The 24,176-nt window shown below is 72.0% G+C and carries 23 protein-coding genes and 1 riboswitch; of the genes, 14 read left to right on the forward strand and 9 right to left on the reverse strand.

Translation table 11 applies throughout. From position 1 onward, the window contains the following. Window positions 1-19 precede the first annotated feature (19 nt). The 4 genes from OG553_RS08205 (at window position 20) to OG553_RS08220 (ending at window position 3,973) form a co-directional block, all read left to right on the forward strand. On the forward strand, window positions 20-718 hold the full coding sequence (locus OG553_RS08205) for a glycerophosphodiester phosphodiesterase (protein WP_405978363.1): 699 nt from the start codon (window positions 20-22) through the stop codon (window positions 716-718). Beyond that, window positions 715-1,920 (forward strand): sensor histidine kinase, encoded by a 1,206-nt coding sequence (locus OG553_RS08210; protein WP_405978364.1) that lies wholly within the window; start codon window positions 715-717, stop codon window positions 1,918-1,920. Before OG553_RS08205 ends, OG553_RS08210 begins: the two co-directional genes overlap by 4 nt. Continuing rightward, window positions 1,917-2,618 carry a response regulator gene (locus OG553_RS08215; protein WP_405978365.1) on the forward strand — a complete coding sequence of 234 codons (702 nt, stop codon included), beginning with the start codon at window positions 1,917-1,919 and terminating at the stop codon, window positions 2,616-2,618. The genes OG553_RS08210 and OG553_RS08215 overlap by 4 nt, the downstream gene beginning before the upstream one ends. 152 nt (window positions 2,619-2,770) lie before the next feature. After that, on the forward strand, window positions 2,771-3,973 hold the full coding sequence (locus OG553_RS08220) for a serine hydrolase domain-containing protein (protein WP_405978366.1): 1,203 nt from the start codon (window positions 2,771-2,773) through the stop codon (window positions 3,971-3,973). Here the strand turns inward: OG553_RS08220 and OG553_RS08225 are convergent. The 3 genes from OG553_RS08225 to OG553_RS08235 all read right to left on the reverse strand — a co-directional run bounded on the left by OG553_RS08225 (window position 3,940) and on the right by OG553_RS08235 (window position 7,254). Further along, window positions 3,940-4,449 carry a hypothetical protein gene (locus OG553_RS08225; RefSeq protein WP_405978367.1) on the reverse strand — a complete coding sequence of 170 codons (510 nt, stop codon included), beginning with the start codon at window positions 4,447-4,449 and terminating at the stop codon, window positions 3,940-3,942. The genes OG553_RS08220 and OG553_RS08225 overlap by 34 nt on opposite strands. A gap of 77 nt (window positions 4,450-4,526) precedes the next feature. Continuing rightward, entirely contained in the window at window positions 4,527-5,702 is a 1,176-nt protein-coding gene (locus OG553_RS08230; RefSeq protein WP_405978368.1) for a spermidine/putrescine ABC transporter substrate-binding protein, read from the reverse strand. Between the two features lie 112 nt (window positions 5,703-5,814). Beyond that, a complete protein-coding gene (locus tag OG553_RS08235) occupies window positions 5,815-7,254 on the reverse strand; it encodes a gamma-aminobutyraldehyde dehydrogenase (protein WP_405978369.1) in 1,440 nt (479 codons plus the stop codon). Window positions 7,255-7,424: 170 nt separating this feature from the next. Here OG553_RS08235 and OG553_RS08240 point away from each other — a divergent pair, with 170 nt between their 5' ends. The 10 genes from OG553_RS08240 to OG553_RS08285 all read left to right on the forward strand — a co-directional run bounded on the left by OG553_RS08240 (window position 7,425) and on the right by OG553_RS08285 (window position 17,160). Then, the gene (locus OG553_RS08240; RefSeq protein ID WP_037686641.1) at window positions 7,425-7,928 is read left to right on the forward strand and encodes an Lrp/AsnC family transcriptional regulator; all 504 of its coding nucleotides are present in this window, start codon (window positions 7,425-7,427) and stop codon (window positions 7,926-7,928) included. Window positions 7,929-7,931: 3 nt separating this feature from the next. Then, a complete protein-coding gene (locus OG553_RS08245) occupies window positions 7,932-9,293 on the forward strand; it encodes an aspartate aminotransferase family protein (RefSeq protein WP_007266858.1) in 1,362 nt (453 codons plus the stop codon). Window positions 9,294-9,474: 181 nt separating this feature from the next. After that, window positions 9,475-10,242, forward strand: a complete 768-nt coding sequence (locus OG553_RS08250) for an ABC transporter ATP-binding protein (RefSeq protein ID WP_405978370.1) — start codon at window positions 9,475-9,477, stop codon at window positions 10,240-10,242. After that, on the forward strand, window positions 10,224-11,306 hold the full coding sequence (locus OG553_RS08255; RefSeq protein ID WP_405978371.1) for a hypothetical protein: 1,083 nt from the start codon (window positions 10,224-10,226) through the stop codon (window positions 11,304-11,306). Before OG553_RS08250 ends, OG553_RS08255 begins: the two co-directional genes overlap by 19 nt. Window positions 11,307-11,332: 26 nt before the next feature. Beyond that, entirely contained in the window at window positions 11,333-12,424 is a 1,092-nt protein-coding gene (locus OG553_RS08260; RefSeq protein ID WP_405978372.1) for an LOG family protein, read from the forward strand. 117 nt (window positions 12,425-12,541) lie between these two features. Continuing rightward, entirely contained in the window at window positions 12,542-13,447 is a 906-nt protein-coding gene (locus tag OG553_RS08265) for a hypothetical protein (RefSeq protein ID WP_405978373.1), read from the forward strand. 106 nt (window positions 13,448-13,553) lie between these two features. Further along, the gene (locus OG553_RS08270; RefSeq protein ID WP_405978374.1) at window positions 13,554-14,171 is read left to right on the forward strand and encodes a hypothetical protein; all 618 of its coding nucleotides are present in this window, start codon (window positions 13,554-13,556) and stop codon (window positions 14,169-14,171) included. 111 nt (window positions 14,172-14,282) lie between these two features. Beyond that, on the forward strand, window positions 14,283-14,513 hold the full coding sequence (locus tag OG553_RS08275; protein ID WP_042801903.1) for a ferredoxin: 231 nt from the start codon (window positions 14,283-14,285) through the stop codon (window positions 14,511-14,513). Continuing rightward, complete coding sequence (locus OG553_RS08280) at window positions 14,503-15,897, forward strand: NAD(P)/FAD-dependent oxidoreductase (RefSeq protein WP_405978375.1); 1,395 nt, start codon at window positions 14,503-14,505, stop codon at window positions 15,895-15,897. Before OG553_RS08275 ends, OG553_RS08280 begins: the two co-directional genes overlap by 11 nt. Window positions 15,898-15,912: 15 nt before the next feature. After that, on the forward strand, window positions 15,913-17,160 hold the full coding sequence (locus tag OG553_RS08285; protein WP_405978376.1) for a cytochrome P450: 1,248 nt from the start codon (window positions 15,913-15,915) through the stop codon (window positions 17,158-17,160). Between the two features lie 15 nt (window positions 17,161-17,175). On the opposite strand, the gene OG553_RS08290 is transcribed toward OG553_RS08285, so the two are convergent. The 6 genes from OG553_RS08290 to frr all read right to left on the reverse strand — a co-directional run bounded on the left by OG553_RS08290 (window position 17,176) and on the right by frr (window position 24,152). Then, window positions 17,176-18,201 (reverse strand): ABC transporter ATP-binding protein, encoded by a 1,026-nt coding sequence (locus OG553_RS08290; protein ID WP_405978377.1) that lies wholly within the window; start codon window positions 18,199-18,201, stop codon window positions 17,176-17,178. Beyond that, a complete protein-coding gene (locus OG553_RS08295) occupies window positions 18,201-19,817 on the reverse strand; it encodes an ABC transporter permease (RefSeq protein WP_405978378.1) in 1,617 nt (538 codons plus the stop codon). The genes OG553_RS08290 and OG553_RS08295 overlap by 1 nt, the downstream gene beginning before the upstream one ends. A gap of 50 nt (window positions 19,818-19,867) precedes the next feature. After that, window positions 19,868-20,968 carry a thiamine ABC transporter substrate binding subunit gene (locus tag OG553_RS08300; protein WP_405978379.1) on the reverse strand — a complete coding sequence of 367 codons (1,101 nt, stop codon included), beginning with the start codon at window positions 20,966-20,968 and terminating at the stop codon, window positions 19,868-19,870. A gap of 84 nt (window positions 20,969-21,052) precedes the next feature. Then, window positions 21,053-21,162: riboswitch (TPP riboswitch) on the reverse strand. Window positions 21,163-21,222: 60 nt separating this feature from the next. Then, complete coding sequence (rlmN, locus tag OG553_RS08305; protein ID WP_405978380.1) at window positions 21,223-22,338, reverse strand: 23S rRNA (adenine(2503)-C(2))-methyltransferase RlmN; 1,116 nt, start codon at window positions 22,336-22,338, stop codon at window positions 21,223-21,225. 180 nt (window positions 22,339-22,518) lie between these two features. Next, entirely contained in the window at window positions 22,519-23,595 is a 1,077-nt protein-coding gene (locus tag OG553_RS08310) for a phosphatidate cytidylyltransferase (RefSeq protein ID WP_405978381.1), read from the reverse strand. Continuing rightward, window positions 23,595-24,152 carry a ribosome recycling factor gene (gene frr, locus OG553_RS08315; protein WP_007266846.1) on the reverse strand — a complete coding sequence of 186 codons (558 nt, stop codon included), beginning with the start codon at window positions 24,150-24,152 and terminating at the stop codon, window positions 23,595-23,597. The genes OG553_RS08310 and frr overlap by 1 nt, the downstream gene beginning before the upstream one ends. Window positions 24,153-24,176 lie beyond the last annotated feature (24 nt).

The raw sequence follows: 24,176 nt of genomic DNA on the forward strand, positions 1-24,176 counted from the left end.
ATCGCCCGCGCCCCCGAGAATGGGGCGCATGAGCAATCTGACTGCCGTCGGCCACCGCGGGGACCCCTACCGCTTCCGTGAGAACACCCTCGCCTCCGTCCGCTCCGCCTTCGCGCGCGGAGCGGACGCGGTGGAGATCGACGTACGGCTGACCCGTGACGGGGTGCCGGTCCTGCTCCACGACGAGACCCTGGAGCGGCTGTGGGGGCACGACGTGCGGCTCGACGCCGTCACGGCCCCGCAGTTGAAGGAACTGACGGACGGCCGGGTCCCGACCCTGCGCCAGGCGCTGACGGAGGCCGGGGCCGGCCGGCTGATGATCGACCTGCCGGGTGCGACGTACGAGGCGGTGAAGACCGTCGTCGACCTGGTGCGCGAATGCGGGGCGCGCGACCGGGCGTACTACTGCGCCGGGCCGAACACCATGCTCGCGGTCCGCGCCGCCGATCCGGGCGCGGAGATCGCGCTGACCTGGACCACCCTCTCGCCGCCGCGCCGGGTGCTGATCGACGCGGTGAAGCCGCGCTGGCTCAACTACCGTTTCGGGCTGGTCGGCCGGGAGCTCGTGGACGCCCTGCACCGGGACGGGCTCCTGGTGTCGGCCTGGACGCCGGACACCGGGCGGTCGATGCGGGCCGTCGTGCGGGCCGGCGCGGACTCGGTCACCACCAACAGGCTGGACGTGCTGGCCGCCGTGAGGGCCGGGCTCGGACGATGACGCGGGGGCCGGCCGCGCGCCTGCGCGAGCGGATCCTGCGGGCCGATCCGCGCTGGCGGGACCTGGGCCTGACGCTGCTGGTGCAGGTGGCGACGACCATCCCCTTCGTGGTGCCCCGGGACCCGGCGGACTCGCCGGCCACCTGGACGGCGTACCTGGTGACGACGCTGGGCAACGTGCCGCTGGTGTGGCGGCGGCGGGCGCCGGTGGCGGCGCTGCTCGGGGTGGTGGCGGCCGGTTCGGCCTACCAGCTGGCCCTGGACGGGCCCGGGCAGCCGCTGCCGTACGCCGCGCTGGTCTGCGTCTACTCGATCGCGCTGCTGGGGCCGTCGCGGGTGCGGCTGGCCGTCGGGTGGGGTCTGGTGGCGGTGATCGCGGTGTCCGTCGCGTTCAACACGGGTACGGCGAGGGAGCTGTTGTTCGCCTGGTTCGTGTTCGGGGCGGCGTTCGCCCTCGGGCGGCTCCAGGCCACGCGGCAGGCCTACACGGCGGCGGTGGAGGACCGGGCGGCGCAGCTGGAGCGGGCCAACCGGATCGAGGCGGAGCAGGCGGCGGCGCGTGAACGGGCGCGGATCGCGCGGGAGATGCACGACGTCCTGTCGCACGCCGTCAGCATCATGATCGTGCAGGCGGAGGCCGGTCCGGTGGCGGTGCGCCGGGCCCCGGAGCGTGCGGAGGCGGCCTTCGAGGCGATCGCCGAGACGGGCCGGGACGCGATGGCGCAGCTGCGGACGATGCTGGGGGTGCTGCGGGCGGAGGAGGCGACGGCTCCGCGGGCTCCGCAGCCGGGGATCGGGGGTCTGCCGGCGCTGGTGGACCGGGTGCGGGCGAGCGGGCTCGCGGTGTCGTACCAGCGGACGGGCGAGGTGCGCGAGCTGCCCGCGGCGCTGGAGGCGACGGTGCACCGGGTGGTGCAGGAGGCGCTGACCAACGTGGTGAAGCACGCGGGGGCCACGGCGGTGGACGTACGCCTGGAGTACGGGGCCCGGGAGCTCTCGGTACGGGTCACGGACGACGGGCGGGGACCGGCCGGGGGTGCTCCGGGCGTGGGTGCTCCGGGCGGCGGCGCTCCGGGCGGGCACGGGCTGATCGGGATCCGGGAGCGGGCCGCGGCGCACGGCGGGACGGCGTGGACCGGTCCGGGCGCGGACGGGCGCGGCTTCACGGTGCTTGTAACCTCGCCGCTGGAGGTGGGGAATTGACGATCCGTGTGGTGGTGGCCGACGACCAGGAGCTCGTGCGCAGCGGCTTCGCGATGATCCTGGACGTGCAGGAGGACATCGAGGTCGTGGCGGAGGTCGGGGACGGGGCTGCGGCCGTGGCGGCGGTCGGGCGGCTGTCCCCGGACGTGGCGCTGCTGGACGTGCGGATGCCGGTGCTGGACGGGATCGAGGCCTGCCGGGCGATCTCGGCGGGGAGCGCGTGCCGGACGGTGATGCTGACGACCTTCGACTCGGACGAGTACGTCTACGAGGCGCTGCACGCGGGGGCGAGCGGGTTCCTGCTGAAGGACGTGCGGCGGGACGACCTGGTGCACGCGGTGCGGGTGGTGGCGGCGGGAGAGTCGCTGCTGGCGCCCTCGGTGGCGCGGCGGCTGATCGAGGAGTACACGGCGGCGACGGCCCGGCCCCGCGTGCCGGACGCCCTGGCGGCGGAGCGGCTGGAGGTGCTGACGGCGCGGGAGCGGGAGACGCTGCTGCACCTGGGGCGGGGGCTGTCGAACGCGGAGATCGCGGCGGCGCTGGTGGTGAGCGAGCACACGGTGAAGTCGCACGTGGGGAACGTGCTGTCGAAGCTGGGGCTGCGCGACCGGATCCAGGCGGTGATCTGCGCGTACGAGACGGGCCTGATCGCGGCGGGGTCGGCGGGTCCCTCCTGGGTTTCTCCCTCTGGCGGGTGAGGTGCGGCGTGTCGGCTCCCCCGCGCCGGTGAGTTGTCGTACCGCTGAAAACCCCTCTTGTTGGTGATCCGCAACTACCCCTGTGACCTGGAGCATTGAGGTCATCGGGGGGCAGCGGGCCCCACCGGTCGCACAACGCAGGGGGAACCGTCATGAAGGCACGTACGCGCACGCTCGTCGCCGCCGCTCTGGTCCTGGGGGTCGCCGCCGGTCCGGTGGCCGCCGCCCAGGCGGCTCCGGCACCGGCGCCGGTCTCGGCCCGGGTCTCCGCCCCGCCGGTGTTCACGACGCCGCCGGACGCCGCGGCGCTGGCGAAGGCGATCGCGGGCGTCGGGGCGGGGAACAAGGACGCGACCGCCGCTCTGGTCCGGGTGGGCGGGACGAGCGGCGCCTGGCGCGGCAGCGCGGGTGTCGCGGACGTCCGCAGCGGGCGCGCGGCGGTGGAGGACGCCCGCTTCCGGGCCGGGTCGGTGACGAAGGCCTTCACGGCGGCGGTGGTGCTCCAGCTGGCGGCCGAGGGCAGGGTGGACCTGGACCGGCCGGTGCAGGACTACCTGCCGGGGCTGCTGCCCGGCTTCGAGCCGGTGAAGGTGCGGCAGCTGCTGGACTACACGAGCGGCCTGCGGTCGGCCGACGGCCCCGGGGACCGCTTCGAGGACGAGTACGCCCACCGTTTCGACGTGGTCGACCCGCACGCGCTGATCGCCAACGCGGTCGCGAAGGGGCCGGAGTTCAGGCCGGGCGAGAAGCAGCGGTACAGCAACATCCACTACACGGTGCTGGGCGTGCTGATCGAGAAGGTGACGGGAAAGACGTACGAGAAGGCCGTCGGGGACCGGGTCATCAGGCCGCTCGGCCTGCGCCACACCTCGTTCCCGGCCCGTACCCAGAACCGCATACCGGGCCCGTACAACCACGGCTACCAGGCGGTGGCGGGGGCCGACGGGAGCCGTTCGCTGGTGGACGTGTCGGAGTGGAACTCCACCTCCAACTGGGCCGCGGGGGACCTGATCTCGACCACGGCGGACCTGGAGCGCTTCACGGTGGCGCTGTTCTCCGGCAAGGTCGTCCCGAGGGCGCAGCTGGAGGAGATGTTCACGGTGCCCGACGTCGTGGACGCCGCGAGCGAGACCGGGGCGCACGCGGTGCAGACGGCCGGCCTGAAGGAGTTCGCACTGCCGGACGGTACGAAGCTGTACGGCAAGACGGGCTCGCGGCACGGCTACAGCACGGTCATCGGCGGGAGCCGTGACCTGTCCCGCACCCTGGTCTATTCGGTGAACTCCACCAATGCCAAGGGGCAGGACATGAACCAGGTGGCCTACGGCATCATCGGGGCGGCCTTCGCCAGGTAGCCGGCACCCTCCGCCGCTTCGAGCACCTCCAGCCGCTTGATCAGGCGGCGCAGCGCGATCAGGGGGAGGATGCCGAAGACCCCGAAGGAGATGTCGATGAGCGACCACCAGCCGGGGATCCCGCGGACCGGCGCGCTGAGCAGGGCGAGGGGGACGACGCCGACGCAGGCGACCATGCCGGCCTCGACGATCCAGACGTTGCGGACCGGGTCGCGGTAGACCCCGTAGAAGAACACGGCGATCACCAGGTGGGCGAAGGCCAGCCAGTCGGTGCCGTAGAGGAGGAAGGGGTATTCGGAGTCGGCTCGGTCCAGTCCGTCGCCGACACGGCGCAGCCAGTCGTTGGAGACCAGCCCATTGACCCAGTGGAGCTCGGTGACCAGGGGAAAGGCGGTGAGTCCGCTGAGGACCAGGCAGACCAGGAACAGCACAAGCCAGGCACGGATCCGCCGCTGGAGGGCGCTTCTCTCGCTCATGGAAGGGAGCCTACACACGAAACTGAACACGTTCAGCCGGTTTCCTGAACGTGTTCAGTTCCGCCGCGAGATCGTGATCACAGTCCGACGATGGCGTTCCAGCGCTTGGCGAAGGAGGGCCGTTCGGCCGAGGAGACGTCCCGGGCCACCGCGAGGCGCCGGCGCATCGCGTCGTCGGGGAAGACCAGCGGGTTCTCCGCCAGTTGGGCGGTCTCCTTGTCCGACGAGGCGGCCAGCACCTCGCGGGCCGCGGGCACCGGGCAGACGTAGTTGACCGCGGCCGCCAGCTCCGCCGCCACCTCCGGGTCGTAGTAGTGGTCGACGAGGGCCTCGGCATTGGCCTTGTGCCGCGCGAGGTTGGGGACGAGCAGGCTCTCCGCCCACAGCTCGGCACCCTCCTCGGGAACCACGAACTCGATGTCGGGGTTGTCGGCCCGGAGCTGGATGGCGTCGCCCGAGTAGGCCTGACAGGCCAGGACGTCGCCCTTGCCGAGGTCGGAGGTGTAGTCGTTGCCGGTGAAGCGGCGGATGTGCTTCTTGCGGACCATGTTCTCGACCTGGTCGCACATCCGGTGGAAGTCGGACTCGGTCCAGCGGGTGACGTCGGTGCCGTTGCCCTGCATCAGCAGCGAGAAGGACTCGTCGAGGCCCGAGAACAGGGTCACCTTGCCCGCCAGGTCCGGGTGCCAGAGGTCCTTGACGGACTTGATCTCCCGGCCCAGCGCCCTGCGGTTGTAGGCGATGCCGGTGATCCCGGACTGCCAGGGGACGGTGTGCAGCCGTCCCTCGTCGAAGGCGGGCGAACGCAGCTGCGGGTCGAGGTACTTGGCGACGTTGGACTGCGCCGAACGGTCCATCTTCTGGGCCCAGCCCAGGTGGACGAAGCGGGCGGCCATCCAGTCGCTGACCACGACGAGGTCGTGGCCGGTCGCCTGGCGGCTCATCAGGGCCGGGCTGACCTTGCCGAAGAACTCGTCGTTGTCGTTGATCTCCTCGGTGTAGCGGACCCGGATGCCGGTCTTGCGGGTGAAGGCCTCCAGGGTCGGACGGCTCTCCTCGTCCTCGTCGTCGGTGTCGATGTAGAGCGGCCAGTTGGAGAAGGCGAGGGCGCGGTCGCGGTCCGAGAGGTCCGGGGCCTGCCGCCGGTCCTCCGGGACGTACGCGGAGGGCACGCCGCAGCCGGCGAGGGCGGCGAGCAGGCCCGCGGCACCGAGGCCGCGCAGCGCCGCGCGACGGGAGACGAGTTCAGGCATGGCCAAAGCCTGGGACAACGCGAAGGGGCGGGCAATAGACAAGATGTCTACTGCCCGCCCCGTCAGGGCCCTGCGTTGATCAGTGCGCCGCCGGCCCGGCGGCGGCCGCGGATCAGCCGTCGAGCGAGGTCATCACGTGCTTGATGCGGGTGTAGTCCTCGAAGCCGTAGGCGGAGAGGTCCTTGCCGTAGCCGGACTTCTTGAAGCCGCCGTGCGGCATCTCGGCGACGAGCGGGATGTGGGTGTTGATCCACACGCAGCCGAAGTCGAGGTTCTTGGACATGCGCATCGCGCGGGCGTGGTCCTTGGTCCACACGGAGGACGCGAGGGCGAACTCGACGCCGTTCGCGAACTCCAGGGCCTGGGCCTCGTCGGTGAAGGACTGGACGGTGATGACGGGGCCGAAGACCTCGTTCTGGATGATCTCGTCGTCCTGCTTCAGGCCGGAGACGACGGTCGGGGCGTAGAAGTAGCCCTTCTCGCCGACCCGGTGGCCACCGGCCTCGACCTTGGCGTGGGCCGGGAGGCGGTCGACGAAGCCCGCGACCTGCGCCAGCTGGTTCGGGTTGTTCAGCGGGCCGTACAGCACGTCCTCGTCGTCCGGCTGGCCGGTCTTGGTCTCCGCGGCGGCCTTGGCCAGCGCGGCCACGAACTCGTCGTGGATCGACTCGTGCACGAGCACGCGGGTGGCGGCCGTGCAGTCCTGGCCGGCGTTGAAGTAGCCGGCGACCGCGATGTCCTCGACGGCCTTGGCCAGGTCGGCGTCCTCGAAGACCACGACGGGGGCCTTGCCGCCGAGCTCCAGGTGGACGCGCTTGACGTCCTTGGAGGCGCTCTCGGCGACCTGCATGCCGGCGCGGACCGAGCCGGTGATGGAGGCCATGGCCGGGGTGGAGTGCTCGACCATGGCCTTGCCGGTCTCGCGGTCGCCGCAGACGACGTTGAAGACGCCCTTGGGCAGGACCGAGTCGATGATCTCGGCCATCAGGACGGTCGAGGCCGGGGTGGTGTCCGAGGGCTTGAGGACGACGGTGTTGCCCGCGGCGATCGCCGGGGCGAACTTCCACACGGCCATCATCATCGGGTAGTTCCACGGCGCCACCTGGGCGCAGACGCCGACCGGCTCGCGGCGGATGATCGAGGTCATCCCGTCCATGTACTCGCCGGCCGAACGGCCCTCCAGCAGGCGCGCGGCGCCTGCGAAGAAGCGGATCTGGTCCACCATCGGCGGGAGCTCCTCGCTGGCCGTGAGGCCCAGCGGCTTGCCGGTGTTCTCCGACTCGGCGGCGACGAGCTCGTCGGCGCGGGCCTCGAAGGCGTCCGCGATCTTCAGCAGGGCCTTCTGGCGCTCCGAGGGCGTGGTGTCGCGCCAGCCCGGGAAGGCCGCCGCGGCGGCGGCCATGGCGGCGTCGACGTCGGCCTGGCCCGAGAGCGGGGCGGTGGCGTACACCTCGCCGGTCGCGGGGTTGACCACGTCGGTGGTCCGCCCGTCGGCGGCGTCCTTGAACTCCCCGCCGATGTAGTTGCGCAGACGACGCAGTTCGGTGGTCACTACAGCCACTCTCCTGATCACATGTCCAATGATTGAGACGACCAGCCAAGCCTAGCCCCTCTGGCGACGCTTTCGACAGAGCCGGACCCAGCCAACTACGAAATCCGTGAAATCCGAGACGCTCGACAACGGATTTCATCGATTACGGGTTGCGGAACAGACGACTCCTCGTGCAGAGTGAGGTCGTGGTCAGTCGAAGCGCAGATTCCAGGAACAGACAACCGTCCCCTTCGGTCGATGCTGTGTCCCTGGCGATCATCGAGCAACTGCAAGAGGACGGTCGCCGTCCATATGCATCGATCGGCAAGGCCGTGGGCCTGTCCGAAGCGGCGGTGCGCCAGCGCGTACAGAAGCTGCTCGACCAGGGCGTCATGCAGATCGTCGCCGTAACGGACCCGCTCACCGTGGGCCTGCGGCGCCAGGCGATGGTCGGCATCAACGTCGAGGGAGACCTCGACCCGGTGGCCGACGCACTGACCGCCATGGCCGAGTGCGAGTACGTCGTGATGACCGCGGGGTCGTTCGACCTGATGGTGGAGATCGTCTGCGAGGACGACGACCACCTGCTCGAAACGATCAACAAGAAGATCCGCACGCTCCCCGGCGTGCGATCAACCGAAAGCTTCGTTTATCTGAAGCTGAAGAAGCAGACCTACATGTGGGGAACTCGATAGCCCGTGAGCCAGGACCTCTCCAAAACCGCCTACGACCACCTGTGGATGCACTTCACCCGCATGTCGTCGTACGAGAACGCGCCCGTCCCCACCATCGTGCGGGGTGAGGGCACCTACATCTTCGACGACAAGGGCAAGCGCTACCTGGACGGTCTCGCCGGACTGTTCGTGGTCAACGCCGGTCACGGCCGCAAGGAACTGGCCGAGGTCGCGTACAAGCAGGCCCAGGAGCTCGCGTTCTTCCCCGTGTGGTCGTACGCGCACCCCAAGGCCGTCGAGCTCGCCGAGCGCCTCGCCGACTACGCCCCGGGCGACCTGAACAAGGTCTTCTTCACCACCGGTGGCGGCGAGGCCGTCGAGACCGCCTGGAAGCTCGCCAAGCAGTACTTCAAGCTGCAGGGCAAGCACACCAAGTACAAGGTCATCTCGCGTGCGGTGGCCTACCACGGCACCCCGCAGGGCGCGCTGTCCATCACCGGCCTGCCGGCGCTGAAGGCCCCCTTCGAGCCGCTGGTACCGGGCGCGCACAAGGTGCCCAACACCAACATCTACCGCGCCCCGATCCACGGCGACGACCCCGAGGCCTTCGGCCGCTGGGCCGCCGACCAGATCGAGCAGCAGATCCTCTTCGAGGGCCCCGACACCGTCGCGGCCGTCTTCCTGGAGCCCGTGCAGAACGCCGGCGGCTGCTTCCCGCCCCCGCCCGGGTACTTCCAGCGGGTCCGCGAGATCTGCGACACCTACGACGTGCTGCTCGTCTCCGACGAGACCATCTGCGCGTTCGGCCGCCTCGGCACGATGTTCGCCTGTGACAAGTTCGGCTACGTGCCGGACATGATCACCTGCGCCAAGGGCATGACCTCGGGCTACTCCCCGATCGGCGCCTGCATCGTCTCGGACCGCATCGCGGAGCCCTTCTACAAGGGCGACAACACCTTCCTGCACGGCTACACCTTCGGCGGACACCCGGTGTCCTCCGCCGTGGCCATCGCCAACCTCGACATCTTCGACAAGGAAGGCCTGAACCAGCACGTGCTGGACCAGGAGGGCAACTTCTTCAACACCCTGAAGAAGCTGCACGACCTTCCGATCGTCGGCGACGTCCGCGGCAACGGCTTCTTCTACGGCATCGAGCTCGTCAAGGACAAGGTCACCAAGGAGTCCTTCACGGACGAGGAGACCGAGCGCGTGCTCTACGGCTTCCTCTCCAAGGCGCTCTTCGACAACGGCCTGTACTGCCGCGCCGACGACCGTGGGGACCCGGTCATCCAGCTGGCCCCGCCGCTGATCGCCGACCAGGGCACCTTCGACGAGATCGAAGGCATCCTGCGCTCGGTGCTCACCGAGGCGTGGACCAAGCTGTAACCGGTCCCGGGACGCGGTAGCCCGACAGCCCGACCACACGGCCCGGATCCTCCGTTCGAGTAGAACGCGAGGGTCCGGGCCGTGTGCTGTCAGCTTTCACGACGTTCATCTCTTTACATCTCATTGCGGTGCCAGTGACCGAAAGGGCTCCGCTTCGTTCCCCCGGACGGAGGTGTACGCCATGGTGGCTCCCCCGGACAAGGCCCGGCCCGACCAGGCCCCACCGCAGGAAGACCTGCTCTGGGCCCGGTCCCTGCACTACTCCCACGGAGGTACCCCAGGCCTCATCGGGGTCTCCGCCGGAGTCCGCCAGGGCGAGATCCTCGCCGTGACCGGCCCGCGCGGCTGCGGGAAGACCACGCTGCTGCGCTGTCTGGCCGGACGGCTGCTGCCCGAGCAGGGCGAGGTCTGGTTCAACAGCGTTCCCGTCCACACCCTCGGCGCCGCCGCCCGCGAACGGCTGCGCCGCGACCGCTTCGCGTGGATCGGCCCCGAACCGCAGCTGCTCCCCGAACTCAAGGTCTGGGAGAACGCGGCCCTGCCCCTGCTCATCGGCGGCGTCCCGCACCGCGCCGCCCGCCGGGCCGCCCTCGAATGGCTGGAGCGCCTCGACCTCGACCGCTTCGCCGGCAAGCGCCCCGGCGCCCTCAACCGCGCCGAGGCCCAGCGGGTCGCCCTGGCCCGCGCCCTGGTCGCGGAGCCCGCGGTGCTCTTCGCCGACGAGCCGGCCGCCCCGCTGCACCGCGCCGAACGCGCACTGCTGCTGCGCACCCTGACCACGGCCGCCCGCTCCCACGGCATCACGGTCCTGCTGGCCACCCACGACGAGGAGACCGCGGCCGACGCCGACCGCGCGCTGGCCCTGCTCGACGGCCGCCCGGCCGGTGCGGCGGCCGCCGCTTCCGCCCTCACCACGGAGGACCAGGCCGCGTGCTCGCTCTCCGCCTAGTCCGCGGCTCCCGCCCCCTGGTCCAGCTGCGCCGGCTGCTGGTCGCGGCCGCCTCCGCCGGCAGCGGGTTCCTCCTGCTGTACGTCCTCGCGGACGCGACGGCCCGCCCCGCCGGATCGTTCCCTCGCCTGCTGTGGGCGCTGGTCCCGCTCGCCGCCACCGCCCAGTTCGCGGTGGCCGTCGCCCGGACCGACCCCGCCACCCGGTCCCGCGACGGGCTCGACGCCGCCGGGCTGGGACCCGTACGGCTCACCCTGGTCGCGGCGGTCTCCACCGCCGTCGCGTGCGCCCTCGGCAGCGCCCTGGCCCTGGCCGCCTTCCTCCACCTGCGGGGCGACCTCGCCGGGCTGCCGTTCGACGGCGCCGGAGCCCGGCCGCTGCACGCCGACCGGCCCCTGCCGGTGGCCGCCGCCCTCACCCTGCTGGCCCTGGTCCCGCTGACGGCCGCCACCGCCACCGCCCTCGCCCTGCGCCCCCGCCCGCCGCACGCCGGACTGGCCCCGCAGACCGGTGTGCCCTGGGGAGTGGCGCTGGCCGCGTGCGGGCTCGCCGTCCTTGCGTACGCCCGTCCCGGCGGAGCCGCCGTACCGGCCGGCTGCGTGCTGATCGCGGTCGGGCTGGCCCTGGCCGGTCCGGGGCTGGCCTACGCCTGCGGGACCCTGGTGCAGGCCGTCCGGCCGGGCCTGCTGCGGCTGCTGGCCGGACGCGGCCTCCAGGAGGAGGCGCCCCGGCTGGGCCGGCCGCTGGGGGTGCTGGCCGCCGTGGGCGCCGCCGCCCTCACCTCCATCGCCCCGCACGGCCAGACCGCCCCCCTCGCCCCGCTCGGCCCGCTGACCGGCCCCGCGGCCGCCCTGGTGGCCCTCTGCGCCGCCGGGACCCTGCTCACCTCGGCCGTCGAGTCCCGGCAGGCCCGCGCCGCCTCCCGGGAGGCGCTGGCCGGACTCGGCACCCCGGGTGCGGTGCTGCGTACGGCCGCGGTCCTGCGGGCGGCCGCACTGCTCACGGCCGCGGCGGGGCTCGGCTGGGGTGTGGCGCAGCTGACGTCGCTGGCCCTGACCCGCTGAGACGACCAGCCCTTAGGGTGGGCCGAATGGTCAACGCAGACATCGAGATCGAGACGCTCGCGGAGTTCGACCGGGTCGTCGCCCGGGGCTCGCTGAGCGGCTACCGGATCCAGTCGGTCAACCTCCTGGAGCGGACCTTCGCCCTGCTGTCCGCCGACACCTCCGCGGCCGTGTTCCTGGGCTGCGCGATGGAGCCCGACGCCTCGGTGAAGGTCCGCGCGGACGGCGCGCTCGTCTTCCCGCCGATACCGGACCTGCCGTTCAACCCGTACCGGGGTCTGCTGTACACGGCCGAGGAACTGTTCACCGGTCTGGCCGAAGGCTACGAAACCACCCCGGACGCCCTGGCCTACGCCTGGTTCCAGGAGACCAAGTCCGACGGCGACGTCTTCTCCTCGATGCTCCGCTCCATCCACGACGACGCCATCTCCGACGCCCTGGACGAACAGCTCGCGGGCGCCCGCGTCATCGGCGTGATGGGCGGCCACGCCATGGCCCGCGGCGGTACGGACTACCGCGGCGCGGCGGAACTGGGCCGCACCCTGGCCCGGTCCGGGCTGACGGTCGCCACCGGCGGCGGCCCCGGCGCGATGGAGGCCGCCAACCTGGGCGCCTACCTGGCGCCCGCGCCGGACGAGGCCCTGCCCGAGGCGCTGGAACTGCTGGCGAAGGTGCCCTCCTTCAGCCCGTCCGTCTCCGACTGGGCGCGCGCGGCCTTCGCCGTCCGGGAGCGCTGGCCCCGCGGCGGGGACTCGGTCGGGATCCCCACCTGGTTCTACGGCCACGAGCCGCCGAACGCCTTCGCGGGCCAGATCGCCAAGTACTTCGCGAACGCCACCCGCGAGGACGGGCTGCTCGCCCGGTCCAACGCGGGCGTGGTCTTCCTGCCGGGCGCCGCGGGCACCGTGCAGGAGGTCTTCGACAACGCGACGCCGAACTACTACGAGTCGCGGGCCGAGCCGACCCCGATGGTCCTGGTCGGCCGCCACCACTGGACCGAGCGGCTGCCGGTCTGGCCGCTGCTGCGCGCGCTCGCCGCGGGCCGGTCCATGGAGTCGCGGATCGCGCTGGTGGACTCGGTGGAAGAGGTCCCGGACGCGCTCGCCGCGCTGGGCTGAGCCCCGCCCAGGGCAAAGAACCGGTCAACGAACTCCCTTGCGGAGGCAACTTCCCGGCCCGATATGACGTCTGGCAGAGGTACCGCCTTACCTGCCAGACGTTGAACGGAGCCTTCTGTGCTCATAGGCCTGCTGACCGCTGTCGCGGCATCCATCTGCTACGGCACGGGCTCTGTCCTGCAAGCCGTGGGCTCGCGCCGCGCCGCCCGGATGTCCCCGGCCGCCGCCGGCGTGACCGCCCACGGCGGACCGAACCTGACCTCCACCGCCAAGGCCGCGATGACCTGGGAGTTCATCGTCGGCACCATCCTCGACTTCGTGGGCTTCGGACTGGGCGCGCTGGCGGCCCGCATGCTGCCCCTGTTCCTCTCCCAGACGGTGATCAGCGCCAACCTGGTGATCACCGCCATCCTCAGCGTGAAGATGCTGGGCATCCGGCTGACCCGCAAGGAGTGGACCTCGATCGGCGTGGTCTGCGCGGCGCTGGTGCTGCTGGCGACCGCCGCCGGCCACGAGGGCGACCACCACGCCCCGATGTCCACGCACTGGTGGCTGCTGGCCGTGACCCTCGTGATCATCATCGGCGGCACGGTGGCCGTACGGTTCCTCGGCGCCCGCGCCGCGATCCTGGCGGGCCTGCTGTCCGGTCTGGCCTTCGGCGCGCTGGGCGTCGGCGTGCGCATCCTCGACGGCGTGGACCCCTTCGACCCGGTCACCCTCGCCACCGACCCGGCGCTGTACGCCATCCTCATCGCCGGCTTCGGCGGCATGTACCTGCACACGGTGGCCCTCCAGATCGGCTCGGTCAACGGCGCCACGGCCGCCCTGGTCGTCGGCGAGACGGTGCTCCCGGGCGCGATCGGCGTCCTGTGGCTCGGCGACGCCTCCCGCCCGGGCCTGGCCTGGCTCGCGGTGACGGGCTTCGTGCTGGCGGTCGCCGGCGCCGTCGCGGTGGCCTGGTACGGCAACCACGACGGGGCCGAGGAGCCCGCCGAGGAGCCGGTCCCGGCACCGGTGGCCTGACCCCTCTGCCCGACCCCGCGGCCCGGCCCCGGCGGCCGGGCCGCGGATTCACTCCCGTGGGGTCCCCCCGGTGGCGGGGCCCCGGCGGGTGCCGCCTGCTGGGGGCATGGAGTCCACCACCACGCGGATGCGCACGCCACGGGCCGCCGGGACGGCCGGGCTCGTCTTCGCCGTACTGCTCGCGGTCGCGATCGTGCTGATGAGGCTCGCCATCCCCTCCGGGAGCCCCTCCGACGCCCCCGTGGCGGACGCCGACCGCTGGGCCGTCCGGCTGGCCCTGGAGATCGTCCCCTTCGCCGGGATCTTCTTCCTCTGGTTCATGGGGGCCCTGCGCGCACACTCCGGCGGCGGCGAGGACCGGTTCGTCGCGGCGGTGTTCCTCGGCAGCGGCTACATCTTCGTCGGGACCCTGTTCGTCGCCGCCGCCGCGGCCGGCACCGTGCTCCAGGAAGCCGTCCCGCCGTCCGGGTTCGGCCGCCCCTTCGCGTACACCGTGCTCACCACGTACGCGATGCGCATGGCGGCCGTCTTCGTCTTCGTGACCTCCACCATCGGGCGCCGCCTGGGCTTCTTCCCGCGCCCTCTGGTCGCCCTCGGCTTCGCCACCGGGCTGGTGCTGCTCCTCCTCGGGTCCGGGGTGCCCTGGGCCGAGATGGTCTTCCCGTTCTGGGTGCTCGTCGTCAGCCTGCACGTCCTGCGGACCAACCTGCGGCGAACGGCCTGACCAGCGGCCCCGTACCCCGGCAGGCGGCGCGCGGGACTCGCGCGCATGCTGGAGACCGGGAGGGTGTCGGGGGCCGTGGGGGTCAACAGGTCACGGAAAGGCTGATGCCCCATGAGGCTTGTCGTGGACCTCAACCGGTGCCAGGGGTACGCGCAGTGCGCGTTCCTCGCACCGGACGTCTTCGCCATGCACGGCGACGAGTCCCTGCTCTACGACCCGCAGCCCGACGAGGAGCACCGCGAGAACGTCGTCCGCGCCGTCCACGCCTGCCCCGTCCGGGCCATCCTGCTGGATGCCGTGAACGGGTCCCTGTCGACGGCGGAGGCGCGTGGTGAGCGGTGACGCAGCCCTGGAGCGGCTCAAGCGCGAAGGCCGCATCGTCGTGGTGGGAGCCTCCCTGGCCGGCCTGCGGGCCGCCGAGACCCTGCGCGAGAAGGGGTTCACCGGATCCCTGACCATGATCGGCGACGAACCCCACGAGCCGTACGACCGGCCGCCGCTGTCCAAGCAGGTCCTGCTCGGCAAGGCCACCGCGGACCGCACGGCCCTCCCCCGGCGCCGGGACATCGACGCCAAGTGGCGGCTCGGCGTACCGGCCGCCGGTCTGGACATGAAGGCCCGCCGGGTCCGCCTCGCCGACGGGGACGAGGTGGAGTACGACAGGCTCCTGATCGCCACCGGCGTCCGCGCCCGGCCGTGGCCGAAGCCGGAGGAAGGCGCCCTCGACGGGGTCTTCGTCCTGCGCACCCGGGACGACGGCGCGGCCCTGGAACGCGCCCTCGCGGCCGGGCCCGGCCGGGTCCTCGTCATCGGTGCCGGATTCACCGGCTCCGAGATCGCCTCCGCCTGCCGGGAACGCGGGCTGGCCGTCACCGTGGCGGAACGCGGTGACGCGCCCCTGGTCGGGGCCCTCGGCGGGGTGGTCGGCGCGGTCGCGGCCGAAATGCACCGCGAGAACGGCGTGGACCTGCGCACCGGGATCATGGTGACGGCCCTGGAGGGCGACTCCTCCGGCAGGGTCCGCTCCGCGCACCTCTCCGACGGCACCACGCTGGAGGCGGAGGTGGTGGTCGTCTCCCTCGGCGCCCAGCGCAACACCGAGTGGCTGGCCGGCTCCGGACTCGGCGCGGGTCCGCGCGGCATCGCCTGCGACGCGGGCTGCCGGGCCTTCGACATCTGGGGCATCGTCACCGACGACATCTACGTGGCCGGCGACGTGGCCCGCTCCCCGCACGCCCTCTTCGGCTACCAGTTCCTGTCCCTGGAACACTGGGGCAACGCCGTCGCCCAGGCCGAGACGGCCGCCCACAACATGCTCAGCGAGAGCGCCGAGCGCCGCCCGCACGTCTGGGTCCCGGCCTTCTGGTCGTCCCAGTTCGGCGTGAACATCAAGTCGGTGGGCGTCCCCTCGATGGGTACCGAGATCGTCATCACCCAGGGCTCGCGCGCCGAGCGCCGCTTCGTCGGCGTCTACGGCTACCAAGGGCGCGTCATCGGTGCCGTCACCTTCGACCAGTGCCGCTGGCTGGACTTCTACGAGCAGCAGATCGAGCAGACCGCACCGTTCCCGCCGCCCTACGCGACGGTGGACCGCAGGCCCGAGGGGAACCGGCCGCTGGACGCGGACTTCCCCGACCCGTCGGTGCCCACGCACGGCCCGACGATCACCCTGAGCGGCTACTCACCGGCAGACCGGCGGATGACGTTCACGCCGGCGCACAACTGAGCACGAGGACCCCTCATGACTGAAGGCATCCTGCGGCAGATCCTCGACTACTCCAGCCGGGCCAATCCGTACCCCCTGTACGAGGAGCTCCGCAAGACCCCGGTGTTCCACGACGGGGACGGCCCGTACGTCCTCAGCACGTACCACGAGATCAAGGGCCTGCTGCACGATCCGCGGATCAGCTCCGACTCGCGCAACCTGACGGCGGCCTCCGGCGACCCGCTCGGCGAGGGCGAGGACGAGGGGGAGGGCGTCCTGCCGCCCTCCTTCCTGAAGCTGGACCCGCCCGATCACGACCGGCTGCGCCGGATGACGAACCGTCCGTTCGGGCCGCCGCACTCCCCGCGGCGCGTCGAGGAGATGCGCGGTGAGCTGGGCGGCATCGTCAAGGGGCTGGTCGACGCGATCGCCAAGGAGGGCGACCCCGCGCGGATCGACCTGGTCGAGGAGTTCTCGTACCCGTTCCCGGTGACGGTGATCTGCCGGCTGCTGGGCGTCCCCCCGGAGGACGAGGCGCGCTTCCACGTCTGGGCCGACACCCTCGCCGCGAGCCTGGACCCCGATCCGGACGCCGATCCGGCCGTGCGCGCGGAGAAGACGAAGGGCGCCCGGATGGAGCTCGGCATGTACCTGGCCGGGCTGATCGAGGAGCGGCGCAAGAACCCCACCGGGGACATGCTGTCGGAGCTGGCGACCGCGCAGGGGCCGGACGGCACCATGACCACGATGGAGGTGCTCAGCACGGCGGCGCTGCTGCTGATCGCGGGGCACGAGACCACCGTCAACCTGATCACCAACGGCATGCTCACCCTGCTGCGCCATCCGGAGCACCTGGAGCGGCTGCGCGCGGAGCCTGACCTGGCCGTGCCGATCGTGGAGGAGCTGCTGCGCTACGAACCGCCGGTGCAGCTGCTGCCGCAGCGCAGCACCCTCTCCGACATCGAGGTGGCGGGGGTGACCATCCCCAAGGGCTCCTCGCTCTGGCTGATCCTGGCCTCCGGGAACCGCGACCCGCAGCGGTTCGAGGACCCCGACCGCTTCGACCCCGACCGCGCGGACGTCCAGCACCTGGGCCTCGGCAGCGGTATCCACAGCTGCTTCGGTGCGCCGCTGGCCCGGCTGGAGGCGGCGCTGGCGCTGCGCGAACTGGCCCGCAGGCTGGAGAACCCGCGGCTGCTGGAGGACCCGCCGCCCTACCGGCAGAACGCGGTCCTGCGCGGCCCGCGCCACCTGCCGATCGCCGTCGACGGCATCCGGGACTAGAGGGTCCCTTCCGGATCAGGCCGGCTCCGGGAGTACGACGACCTCCGACGGGCTGAACGCCACCGCGACCCGGTCCCCCACGGCCGGCGCGGTGGCCAGCTCGCATTCGGCCTCCAGTACCGGCCCCGACGCGGGCTTCAGCCGCAGCGCCACGTGCGTGCCGCGGAAGGTCCGGGACTCCACCACGCAGCCCAGCCCGGCCTCGCACAGCACCACCCCGGCGGGGCGGACCAGCAGCCGCCGCTCCCCCTCGGGCGTGCCCGCCGGGACGGGCACCCGGCCCCACGCGGTGGCGGCGGCGGTACCCGCCACCGTCCCCGGCACCACGTTCTCGAAGCCGAGGAAGCGGGCCACGAACTCCGACGCGGGCCGCTGCCACACCTCCAGCGGGGTCCCGGCCTGCGCGATCCGCCCGTCCCGCATCACCACCACCCGGTCGGCCAGCGCGAAGGCCTCGCCCTGGTCGTGGGTGACGGCCAGGACGGTGGTGCCCAGCCGGGAGAACAGCCCCTGGAGCTCGACCACCAGCCGCTCGCGCAGCCCCCGGTCCAGCTGGCCGAGCGGCTCGTCCAGCATCAGCAGCCGGGGGGAGGGGGCGAGCGCCCGGGCGAGGGCCACCCGCTGCTGCTCCCCGCCGGACAGCGAGGAGACGGCCCGGCCCTGGGCCCCCGGGAGTCCGACCAGCTCCAGCAGCTCCGCGACCCGGGCCCCGTACGCGCCCTTCCCGGTGCCCTGCACGCGCAGGCCGAAGGAGACGTTCCCGCCGACGTCCCGGTGCGGGAACAGCTGGTGGTCCTGGAACATCAGGCCCACCCCGCGCCGGTGCACCGGCACGCCGGCCTGGTCGGCGCCGCCGAGCAGCACCCGTCCCGCAGACACCTGCTGGAGCCCGGCCACCACCCGCAGCAGCGTGGACTTGCCGCTGCCGCTGGGGCCCAGCACGCACACGGTCTCGTGCTCGGCGACCTCCAGGTCGACCGCGTCCACGACCGCCCGGTCGCCGAAACGGACCGTCACCCCTTCGAGCCGGAGCAGGGTCATCAGAACTCTCCCGAGGTCTTGTCGGGTCGCAGTCGCTCCAGCACCAGCAGGGACACCGCGCACACCAGCATCAGAATCGTGCTCAGGGCCATCGCCTGCCCGTAGTTCATCTCCCCGGCCCGCCCCAGCAGCCGCGCCACGGCCACCGGCAGCGTCGGACGGTCGGGCCGGGCGATGAAGACGGTCGCGCCGAACTCGCCCAGCGAGACCGCGAAGGCGAAACCGGCCGCGATCAGCAGCGCCCGCCGCACCAGCGGCAGGTCCACCTCCCGCCAGGCCCGCAGCGGCGAGGCACCGAGCACGGCCGCCGCCTCCCGCAGCCGGCCGTCGACGGCCCGCAGCACCGGCAGCATCGTCCGTACGACGAACGGCACCCCGACCAGCGCCTGCGCGAACGGCACCAGGATCCACGAGGTCCGCAGGTCCAGCGGCGGCTCGTCCAGGGTGATCAGGAACCCGAAGCCCACCGTCACGGCGGACACCCCGAGCGGAAGCATCAGCAGCGCGTCGAAGCCGCGTACGAAGCGGCCCCCGCGCCTTGTCAGGGCGGCCGCCGCGAGCCCCCCGATCAGCAGAGCGATGGCGGTGGCGGCCAGCGCGTACTGGAGGGAGTTCCAGATCGCCTCCAGCGGCGGCACCAGAAACGTTCCGCCCCCCGAGCCCGCGTCCTGCAGCGCCCGGTAGAAGCCGAATCCGTACCCGCCCGGCGCGTCGAAGGACCGTTCCACCAGCACCGCCAGCGGCGCCACGACCAGCAGCGCCACCGACAGCAGCACCCCGCCCAGCAGGCCCCGCTGCGCCCAGCCCCGCGGCGGACGCGCGGTGCGCGAGGGGTCCACCAGCCGCAGCGCGGTCTCCCGCCGGCGCACGGTCCACGCGTGCACGGCGAGGACGGCGGCGATGGCCGCGAACTGCACCATCGTCAGCACGGCGGCGGTCGGCAGGTCCAGCAGCTGCGCCGTCTGCCGGTAGACCTCCACCTCCAGGGTGGCGTACGCGGGCCCGCCCAGGATCTGCACGACGCCGAAGGAGCTGAACGTGAACAGGAACACCATCAGCGAGGCCGCGGCCACCGCCGGCCCGAGCGCGGGCAGCGTCACCCGCCGCCACGCCGCGAACCGCCCGGCGCCCAGCACCCGGGCGGCCTCCTCCTGGCGCGGGTCCAGCTGCGCCCAGAGGCCGCCGACGGTCCGCACCACGACGGCGTAGTTGAAGAAGACGTGGGCGAGCAGGATCGCCCACACGGTGGTGTCCAGCCGGACGCCCCACAGCTCGTCGAGCAGCCCGCCCCGGCCGACCAGCGCCAGGAAGGCACTGCCGACGACCACGGTCGGCAGCACGAAGGGGACGGTGACCAGCGCGCGCAGCAGCTGCTTGCCGGGGAACTCCAGCCGCGCGAACACGTACGCGCCCGGCAGCGCCAGGAGCAGGGTGAGGGCGGTCGAGGCGAGCGCCTGCCAGGTGGTGAACCACAGCACGCCGGCGATGTCGGGCCGGGCGAGGACCTCGCCGATCCGGCCGAACTGCCAGCCCTCGTCCGTCTTGAGCCCGCGGCCGACGATCGCGGCGACGGGGTAGGCGAAGAACAGTCCGAAGAAGGCGAGCGGCACGGCCATCAGAGCGAGTCTGACGGCCGTGGCGCGCCCGCCCCCCGCGGTAAGGCGCTCTACTTCACGACGAGCGAGGACCACGTCTTGACCCACTGCTCACGGTTCTTGGCGATGGCCTCCGGAGCGACGTTCTCCGGCTTGTCGACCACGACGCCGTGCTTCGTGAACAGCTCCGGCAGCTTCGCGTCCTTGACGACCGGGTTCACGAACATCTGGAGCGGCATGTCCTCCTGGAACTTCTTGGAGACCAGGAAGTCGATGAGGGCCTTGCCGCCCTCCTCGTTCTTCGCACCCTTGAGCAGGCCCGCGAACTCGATCTGGCGGAAGCAGGTGCCGGTGGCCACGCCCGTGGGCGCCTCGGCCGGCTGCGGCTCGCCGTAGAGGACCTCGACCGGCGGGCTGGAGGCGTAGGAGACGACCAGCGGGCGGTCGCCCTTGGCCTTCTTGCCGCCGGCGGAGCCGGAGAACCGCTCGTTGTAGGCCTGCTCCCAGCCGTCGACGACCTCGACGCCGTTGGCCTTGAGCTTGGTCCAGTAGTCCTTCCAGCCCTCCTCGCCGTACTTGCCGACGGAGGCGAGGAGGAAGCCGAGGCCGGGCGAGGAGGTCGCGGCGTTCTCGGTGACCAGCAGGTTCTTGTACTCGGGCTTGAGCAGGTCGTCCAGCGTCTGCGGCGGGGCGATCTTCTTGTCGGCGAAGTACGCCTTGTCGTAGTTGACGCAGATGTCGCCGGAGTCGACCGGGGTGACGCGGTGCTGCTTGTCGAGGACGTACTCGGGCTTCACCGTGTCCAGGCCCTTGGCCTCGTACGGCGTGAAGACGCCGTTGTCGAGGGCGCGCGAGAGCAGGGTGTTGTCGACGCCGAAGAAGACGTCGCCGCGCGGGGAGCCCTTGGTGAGGATCTCCTGGTTGAGGGCGGCGCCGGCGTCACCGGACTTCAGCACCTTGACGGTGTAGCCGCTCTGCTGCTCGAACTCCTTGAGGACCGTGTCGGTCACGTTGAAGGAGTCGTGGGAGACGAGCGTGACGGTCTTGGACTTCGGGGCGTCGGTCGCGCCCGCGGACTTGTCCTTGGCGTCGCCGCCGCCGCAGGCACTGAGCGTGGTGACGCCGAGCGCGGCCGCGAGCGCGGCGCCCGCGATCTTCCTGGTGGTGCTCACTGGTGATTCCTCCTGGGATGACCAGGAGAAGACGCGGCCCTGCCCGGCGCTCTGTGGGAGCGGACGCCGGGCAGGGCGCAACAGCTTGAGTGGTGACCGAACTTCCTACCCCGAATGACCGGGGCGAGGTTCAGAGGGTCTGCGGATGACGGATACCGCACTCTCAGCGCTGTGGCGCTCCCCTGTCGGAATATGCAATTGGTTCGGCCACAGGGTACCCCTGCGGCCGATTCACGCGGACGCCCGTCCGGAATCTATCGTTCCGAGGCGGCGAGCTGGCCGCACGCGCCGTCGATCTCCTGGCCGCGGGTGTCGCGGACGGTCACGGGCACCCCGTGGCGGGCGATCGCCTCGACGAAGGCCTTCTCGTCCTCGGGGCGGGAGGCGGTCCACTTCGAGCCCGGCGTCGGGTTCAGCGGGATCAGGTTGACGTGTACGCGCTTGCCCTTGAGCAGGCGGCCCAGCAGGTCGCCGCGCCAGGCCTGGTCGTTGATGTCGCGGATCAGGGCGTACTCGATGGAGATGCGGCGGCCGGACTTCTCCGCGTACTCCCAGGCCGCGTCGAGGACCTCGCGGACCTTCCAGCGGGTGTTCACCGGGACGAGGGTGTCGCGCAGCTCGTCGTCCGGGGCGTGCAGCGAGACCGCGAGGCGGCACTTGAAGCCCTCGTCGGCGAACCGCAGCATCGCCGGGACCAGGCCGACGGTGGAGACGGTGATGCCGCGCTGCGACAGGCCCAGGCCGTCGGGCTCCGGGTCGGTGAGGCGGCGGATGGCGCCGACGACGCGCTTGTAGTTCGCCAGCGGCTCGCCCATGCCCATGAAGACGATGTTGGACAGCCGGGCCGGGCCGCCGGGGACCTCGCCGTCGCGCAGGGCGCGCATGCCGTCGACGATCTGGTGCACGATCTCGGCGGTGGAGAGGTTGCGGTCCAGGCCGGCCTGGCCGGTGGCGCAGAACGGGCAGTTCATGCCGCAGCCGGCCTGCGAGGAGATGCACATCGTCACCCGGTCGGGGTAGCGCATCAGCACGGACTCGACGAGCGTGCCGTCGTGCAGCTTCCACAGGGTCTTGCGGGTGGTGTCGTCGTCGCAGCTGATGTGCCGCACGACGTTCATGAGCTCCGGCAGCAGCTCCTGCTGGAGCTTCTCGCGCGAGGCGGCGGGGATGTCGGTCCACTCGGCCGGGTCGTGCGCGTAGCGGGCGAAGTAGTGCTGGGAGAGCTGCTTGGCCCGGAACGGCTTCTCGCCGATCGCGGCCACGGCCTCACGGCGCTCGGCCGGGGTGAGGTCGGCGAGGTGCCGGGGCGGCTTCTTCGCTCCGCGGGGCGCGACGAAGGTGAGCTCGCCCGGAACGGGACGCGGGGCCATGCGGTACTCCTCGGTACGACGGGGTGGGGGTCACCCCGCGCGTGCAGGGCCGGTCCGCGGCCACTCGGCCGCCGGACGGAAAGGGCGCGCCGCGTGAACACGGCGCGCCCTCCAGGATAACCCGGCCCCGACCCGTAAGCCGGTGCTCCGCCCCCGGGCCCATGGGCCCGGGGCGCCACCTCAGCCGGTACCGACGAACGCGGCCAGCAGCAGCCACACCACCGGGGCGGTCGGCAGCAGGGAGTCCAGGCGGTCCATGATGCCGCCGTGGCCCGGGAGCAGTGTGCCCATGTCCTTGATGCCCAGGTCACGCTTGATCATCGACTCGCCGAGGTCACCCAGGGTGGCGGAGACCGCCACCGCGAGGCCCAGCAGCAGGCCCTGCCACCAGGCACCGCCGTCGATCAGGAACTCCATGCACAGCGCGCCGGCCACCATCGCGAAGGCCACCGCTCCGAAGAGCCCCTCGCGGGTCTTGCCGGGGCTGATGCGCGGGGCGAGCTTGGTCTTGCCGAAGCGCCAGCCGACCGCGTACGCCCCGGTGTCGCTGACCACGGTCAGCACCAGGAAGGTCACCACCCGCTGCGGGCCGTCGTCGGGGGTCAGCAGCATCGCGACGAAGGTGGCCAGGAAGGGCACGTAGAACGCCGCGAAGACGCCGGCCGTGACGTCCTTGAGGTAGTCCTCGGGAGGCTCGGTCATCCTCCACACGAGGACGGCCAGCGCGGTGAGCGCCATCGCCACCCACGCGCCCTCGGCCCCGCGGACGTACCCGGCGATGATCATCGCCGCGCCGCCGACCGCGAGCGGGACCAGCGGGGCCTTGATGCCCTTCTTCTCCTGGAGCCGGGAGGTGAGCTCCCACAGGCCGACCACGACCGCGACGACGATGACGCCGACGAAGACGGCCTTCACGATGAACAGCGAAGCGAAGATCACCGCGCCGAGGCCGACGCCGACCCCTATGGCGGCACGCAGATCCCGCCCCGCGCGCTTCTTCTGCGGCGGGGGCGAGGCGTCCTGCGGGGCCTGCGGAGGCGGGGGCGGGGGGCTGGGCATGGGCTCCTGCAACGGCGTCTCGGCGCGGAACGGGGGGCCGCCGACGAAGGCGGCCCCCCGATCGCGTGCTTCCCGGTCGTCGAAGGCACGGCCGGCGGCATCGGGCACGATGGGCATGGGCGCAGTCTGCGGGCCCACCAGCGCATCGTATGCGGGACCCGCCGGAACCGGCTCAGCGGCCCAGGGAGAGTCGTTCATCAGACCTCGAGCAGCTCGGATTCCTTGTGCTTGAGCAGCTCGTCCACCTGCGCGACGTACTTCGCGGTGGTGTCGTCGAGCTCCTTCTCGGCGCGGCGCACCTCGTCCTCGCCGGCCTCCTTGTCCTTGACCAGCTTGTCGAGGGCGTCCTTGGCCTTGCGGCGCACGGAGCGGATGGAGACGCGGGAGTCCTCGGCCTTGGTCTTGGCGACCTTGATGAACTCCTTGCGGCGGTCCTGCGTCAGCTCCGGGAAGGTCACCCGGATGATGCGGCCGTCGTTGCTCGGGTTGACACCGAGGTCGGAGTCGCGGATCGCCTGCTCGATGTTGCGCAGAGCGGAGGCGTCGAACGGCGTCACGATCGCCATGCGCGGCTCGGGCACCGCGAAGGACGCGAGCTGGTTGATGGGCGTGATGGCACCGTAGTAGTCCGCCACGATCTTGTTGAACATCGCCGGGTGCGCACGGCCGGTGCGGATCGCGGCGAAGTCTTCCTTGGCGACGACGACGGCCTTCTCCATCTTCTCCTCGGCCTCGAGGAGGATTTCTTCGATCACCACGTGCTCCTGCATGTCAGATAT

The organism is Streptomyces sp. NBC_00158, assembly GCF_045160885.1.
Taxonomy (GTDB): Bacteria; Actinomycetota; Actinomycetes; order Streptomycetales; family Streptomycetaceae; genus Streptomyces.

Bases quoted from the DNA above. Each gene is read 5' to 3' on its own strand.
- OG553_RS08205 (WP_405978363.1), top strand. From the start codon at position 20: ATGGGGCGCATGAGCAATCTGACTGCCGTCGGCCACCGCGGGGACCCC.
- OG553_RS08210 (WP_405978364.1), top strand. From the start codon at position 715: ATGACGCGGGGGCCGGCCGCGCGCCTGCGCGAGCGGATCCTGCGGGCC.
- OG553_RS08220 (WP_405978366.1), top strand. From the start codon at position 2,771: ATGAAGGCACGTACGCGCACGCTCGTCGCCGCCGCTCTGGTCCTGGGG.
- OG553_RS08225 (WP_405978367.1), bottom strand. From the start codon at position 4,449: ATGAGCGAGAGAAGCGCCCTCCAGCGGCGGATCCGTGCCTGGCTTGTG.
- OG553_RS08230 (WP_405978368.1), bottom strand. From the start codon at position 5,702: ATGCCTGAACTCGTCTCCCGTCGCGCGGCGCTGCGCGGCCTCGGTGCC.
- OG553_RS08250 (WP_405978370.1), top strand. From the start codon at position 9,475: ATGGTGGCTCCCCCGGACAAGGCCCGGCCCGACCAGGCCCCACCGCAG.
- OG553_RS08260 (WP_405978372.1), top strand. From the start codon at position 11,333: ATGGTCAACGCAGACATCGAGATCGAGACGCTCGCGGAGTTCGACCGG.
- OG553_RS08270 (WP_405978374.1), top strand. From the start codon at position 13,554: ATGGAGTCCACCACCACGCGGATGCGCACGCCACGGGCCGCCGGGACG.
- OG553_RS08275 (WP_042801903.1), top strand. From the start codon at position 14,283: ATGAGGCTTGTCGTGGACCTCAACCGGTGCCAGGGGTACGCGCAGTGC.
- OG553_RS08285 (WP_405978376.1), top strand. From the start codon at position 15,913: ATGACTGAAGGCATCCTGCGGCAGATCCTCGACTACTCCAGCCGGGCC.
- OG553_RS08290 (WP_405978377.1), bottom strand. From the start codon at position 18,201: ATGACCCTGCTCCGGCTCGAAGGGGTGACGGTCCGTTTCGGCGACCGG.
- OG553_RS08295 (WP_405978378.1), bottom strand. From the start codon at position 19,817: ATGGCCGTGCCGCTCGCCTTCTTCGGACTGTTCTTCGCCTACCCCGTC.
- rlmN (WP_405978380.1), bottom strand. From the start codon at position 22,338: ATGGCCCCGCGTCCCGTTCCGGGCGAGCTCACCTTCGTCGCGCCCCGC.
- OG553_RS08310 (WP_405978381.1), bottom strand. From the start codon at position 23,595: ATGAACGACTCTCCCTGGGCCGCTGAGCCGGTTCCGGCGGGTCCCGCA.